Raw genomic sequence first — 3,525 nt, forward strand, 5'->3', positions numbered from 1 at the left:
CATCGAGCGCACCAACGCCTGGCTCGGGCAGTTCCGTCGATTGCTGGTCCGCCATGAACATCTCCTCGCTACCTATCGAGCCTTCTTCTATCTCGCCTGCCTCTGGATCACGCTGCGCAAATGTTTATGAAACACGCTCTAGGACTGTGAAGGCGCTCGGTATCGTGTGTAGATTGCAGCGTCACCGCTGGGTCGCGAAGGGACCTGCGCGTGGTGCTGAGCAGGCCTTACGAAAACACGGTTCCACCGTTGATGTCGAAATTCACCCCGTTGATAAACGAGGCCGAATCCGAGGCCAGGAATACTACTAGATCCGCTACTTCTCTCGCTTCGCCTTCACGCCCGAGCGGTGTGGACGCAGCCACTCTGGCGCGGACCTCAGGCTTGGTGAAGATATTGTGAAAGTCCGTATTGATCATTCCCGGACACACTCCATTCACGCGGATCCGGCGCGGCCCCAGTTCCTTCGCAAGTGCTCGTGTAAAGGTCATCAGGGCGCCCTTGGATGTGGCGTACGCGAGTGATCCAGCGCCGCCTCCATCGCGCCCGGCTTGCGAGGCTATGTTGATGATTGAGCTGCCCTCTGGCATGGATGGCAAAGATTCCTTTGTCAACCTCCATGTGCTCTTCAGATTGAGATTCATCACTTGATCCCAAAACGTTTCATCCATTTCCTGGATAGTCTTTCGCGCCACAAGGCCCCCCGCAACATTGACCAGGATGTCAATTCGGTCCCCGGCGGTGATACGCGTCTGCTCGACGAGTGTAATAATGTCTTGGGTCTTAGTCAGGTCTGCTGCAATCGCGGCCGCTTTTCCTCCAAGCTTACGAATGTCTTCAACAGTTCTAAGACCGCCCGCCCTGGACTTCTCTGTCGGGGTGTGACTGAGAACGACTGTCGCTCCAGCCTCTGCTAGTCCAAGGCAGATAGCACTTCCTATATCGCGCGCACCACCTGTAACAAGAGCTACTCTTTCGGCCAAAGCATCTTTACTGAATAGATGATTGTGATTCACTTGGTACTCCTTTCTTTCGTCAAAGCTGAAATGCTACCGCGACTCGTTCTAAAGAGACCGCCTTTCAAATAAAAAGGCTGCAGAGAGGCCATGGTTCCAGCGTAGGATCTTATCTATACTTATCCTTGTGTCTGAAATGTCTGGGCGCCGGGATGTGAGTGTCCTTCGAGCGGCCCCATCAGAGTCCACAGAACGAACGCGCAAACCAGAGGAATCAGACCGAAGAGCAGGAATACCGGTACATACGAATACCGGTCGACCAGCCAGCCCGTAAGCAGCATGAAGATCATGCCTCCGAAACCTGATCCCATGCTGGCTATGCCGTAGACCGATGCGACCGCTTCGGCGGGAAAGACGTCGGCGGGCATTGCCAGCATATTAGCCAATGACGCCGTATAGCCTGCCATCGCGATCGATACGAATGCGATGGACAGCGCGGAACTTTCGGTCAATACTGCGGGCACGGCCATTGTCATCATCAGCGCTGCGAACGTGATCGCCGATTTGCGCGCAGCCGTTACCGACATCCCGAAGTTCAAAAGACCCTTGGCAATAAACCCGCCGCCGGAGCTGCCCAGTCCGGCCACGAAGAACGGAATCCAGGCATACCGGCCGATGCTGGCCATGTCGAAGTGCCGGCTATGATGTAGGTACTCAGGAAACCAGAAGATGTAAAAGTACCACACCGGATCCATGAAAACCTTCGACAGTGTGAAACTCCAGACAAAGCGCGAACGCAGCACTTGCCAGACTGGCACGTTCGGCGGCAAGGCAACCTCTTGAGTCGTGCGAACCGGCACGCGATACCATCGCAGCCATGCGACCAGCCAAACAAAGCCCAGACAGCCCACGGCAACAAATGTCGAGCGCCAGCCCCACTTCAGTAGAATGAAGACGATGATAGGTGGAGCAAGAATCGCGCCAGCCGACGATCCACTGTTGAAGATGCCCGAGGCAATTGAGCGCTCCTCGATAGGGAACCACTCCGCAACCACCTTCACGGCGGCGGGCCAGTTGCCCGATTCCCCAATGCCAAGTAGGAAGCGAAAGATTCCCAGCGACAGCGCACCTCGCGCAAAAGCGTGCAACATCGCGCACAATGACCACCACGCGACGAACAGTGCATAACCGGTGCGCGTCCCCAGCCGGTCGATCACCAGGCCGGACACACCGTTCATGATCGTGTAGGCGAGCATAAACGCGAACAGGATCCGCGCGTATCCCTCGTTGCTCAAATGGAACTGCAAGCGCAAAACGGGAGCCGCGACTGAAAGTGCCTGACGATCGAGATAGTTGATCAGCGTGGCGAAGAATGCCAGCGCGATCATCGCCCATCGCATCCGGGAAGCTGCGGTTCTGGCCATTACACAAAACCCATTCTGTTTGCTTCGTTTTCCAGAACCCGCGCGAAAATGAACTGAAACTTGTCGTCAACATGATTCAACGTGCCTTGATTCCTTGGCACATCAGAGACGTCAAGCTGACCTTGCCGTGCATACGGAGCCGCAAGGCCATTTCTCATCGTATGGGTCTTATTGGTTAACACCGCTTGCAAGAAAACCTCCGTCGACAGCAATTGTCTGCCCGGTTATGAAGGACGCGCCATCGGAGGATAGGAAGACTGCGGCTCCCACCAGCTCTTCGGTCTTGCCGAAGCGGCCCATGGGCGTCCGCATCAGCAGTTCCTGGCCACGTGGCGTGCTGTCAAGCAGACTCTCATTCAGAGCAGTGCGGAATACGCCCGGAGCGATGGCATTTACTGTAACGCCCTTCTTGGACCATTCCACGGCGAGCGAGCGCGTCAGCGAGACTACACCTGCCTTACTGGCCGCATAGGCGGCCACTTCGCTGAGTGCAACAAAGCTATTCAGAGAGGCAATGTTGACGATGCGGCCGTAGCCACGCCCCAGCATGTGCTTCCCAAACAGCTGGCATGCGCGCAGCGTTCCGGTGAGATTGGTGTCGAGGATGCCAGTCCATTCTTCTTCCGACACGGTAAGCGTGGGCGTACGCTTGATTCTTCCGGCACAGTTGATCAGGATTTCGACCTTGCCGAAACGGCCGAGCACAGCGGCCAGCAGCTGTTCGAGGGAGGGGCGATCACATACGTCTGAGGGCACGCGCAGGGTTTGGCGCCCGCGGGACTCGATCTCGCTGGCGATTTCGTCGACTTGCTGCTGGCGGCGCGCCGTGGCGACCACATCGGCGCCGGCCTCGGCAAGGCCGAGGCTCAACGCGCGCCCGATTCCGGAGGTTCCTCCAGTCACAACTGCAGTTTTGCTTTCAAGGCTAAGAAGCTGAGTGGTCATACGTTCCTCCATTCCGGTGGTGGGAAGATTCGCTGTATGCAGTCGCGCAAGGAGGAGGTGGAATGCAAACTGGAGCTACCCAGGTACCCAACCGCACCCAGGCGATTAAAAAGAACTGCAAAACGTCGGCCAAGAAGAACCTCCATCTCTGTGCGTGGCAAGAATTCCGGTTGCAAAAAGCCCGTCCTCGGTCAACATCT

At 56.6% G+C, this 3,525-nt stretch carries 3 protein-coding genes; all 3 read right to left on the bottom strand.

Annotation, left to right across the window (positions count from 1 at the left end; all coding sequences use genetic code 11):
- Positions 1 to 227: 227 nt before the first annotated feature.
- A complete protein-coding gene (locus VMU57_RS00065; RefSeq protein WP_325379510.1) occupies positions 228 to 1,016 on the bottom strand; it encodes an SDR family NAD(P)-dependent oxidoreductase in 789 nt (262 codons plus the stop codon).
- A gap of 119 nt (positions 1,017 to 1,135) precedes the next feature.
- A complete protein-coding gene (locus VMU57_RS00070) occupies positions 1,136 to 2,380 on the bottom strand; it encodes an MFS transporter (protein WP_325379512.1) in 1,245 nt (414 codons plus the stop codon).
- A gap of 168 nt (positions 2,381 to 2,548) precedes the next feature.
- On the bottom strand, positions 2,549 to 3,325 hold the full coding sequence (locus VMU57_RS00075) for a glucose 1-dehydrogenase (RefSeq protein ID WP_325379515.1): 777 nt from the start codon (positions 3,323 to 3,325) through the stop codon (positions 2,549 to 2,551).
- Positions 3,326 to 3,525 lie beyond the last annotated feature (200 nt).

It is taken from the genome of Edaphobacter sp. (assembly GCF_035532915.1).
Classification (GTDB): Bacteria; Acidobacteriota; Terriglobia; order Terriglobales; family Acidobacteriaceae; genus Edaphobacter.

Excerpts from the sequence above, each read along its gene's own strand:
- VMU57_RS00070 (WP_325379512.1), bottom strand. The coding sequence starts at position 2,380 with ATGGCCAGAACCGCAGCTTCCCGGATGCGATGGGCGATGATCGCGCTG.
- VMU57_RS00075 (WP_325379515.1), bottom strand. The coding sequence starts at position 3,325 with ATGACCACTCAGCTTCTTAGCCTTGAAAGCAAAACTGCAGTTGTGACT.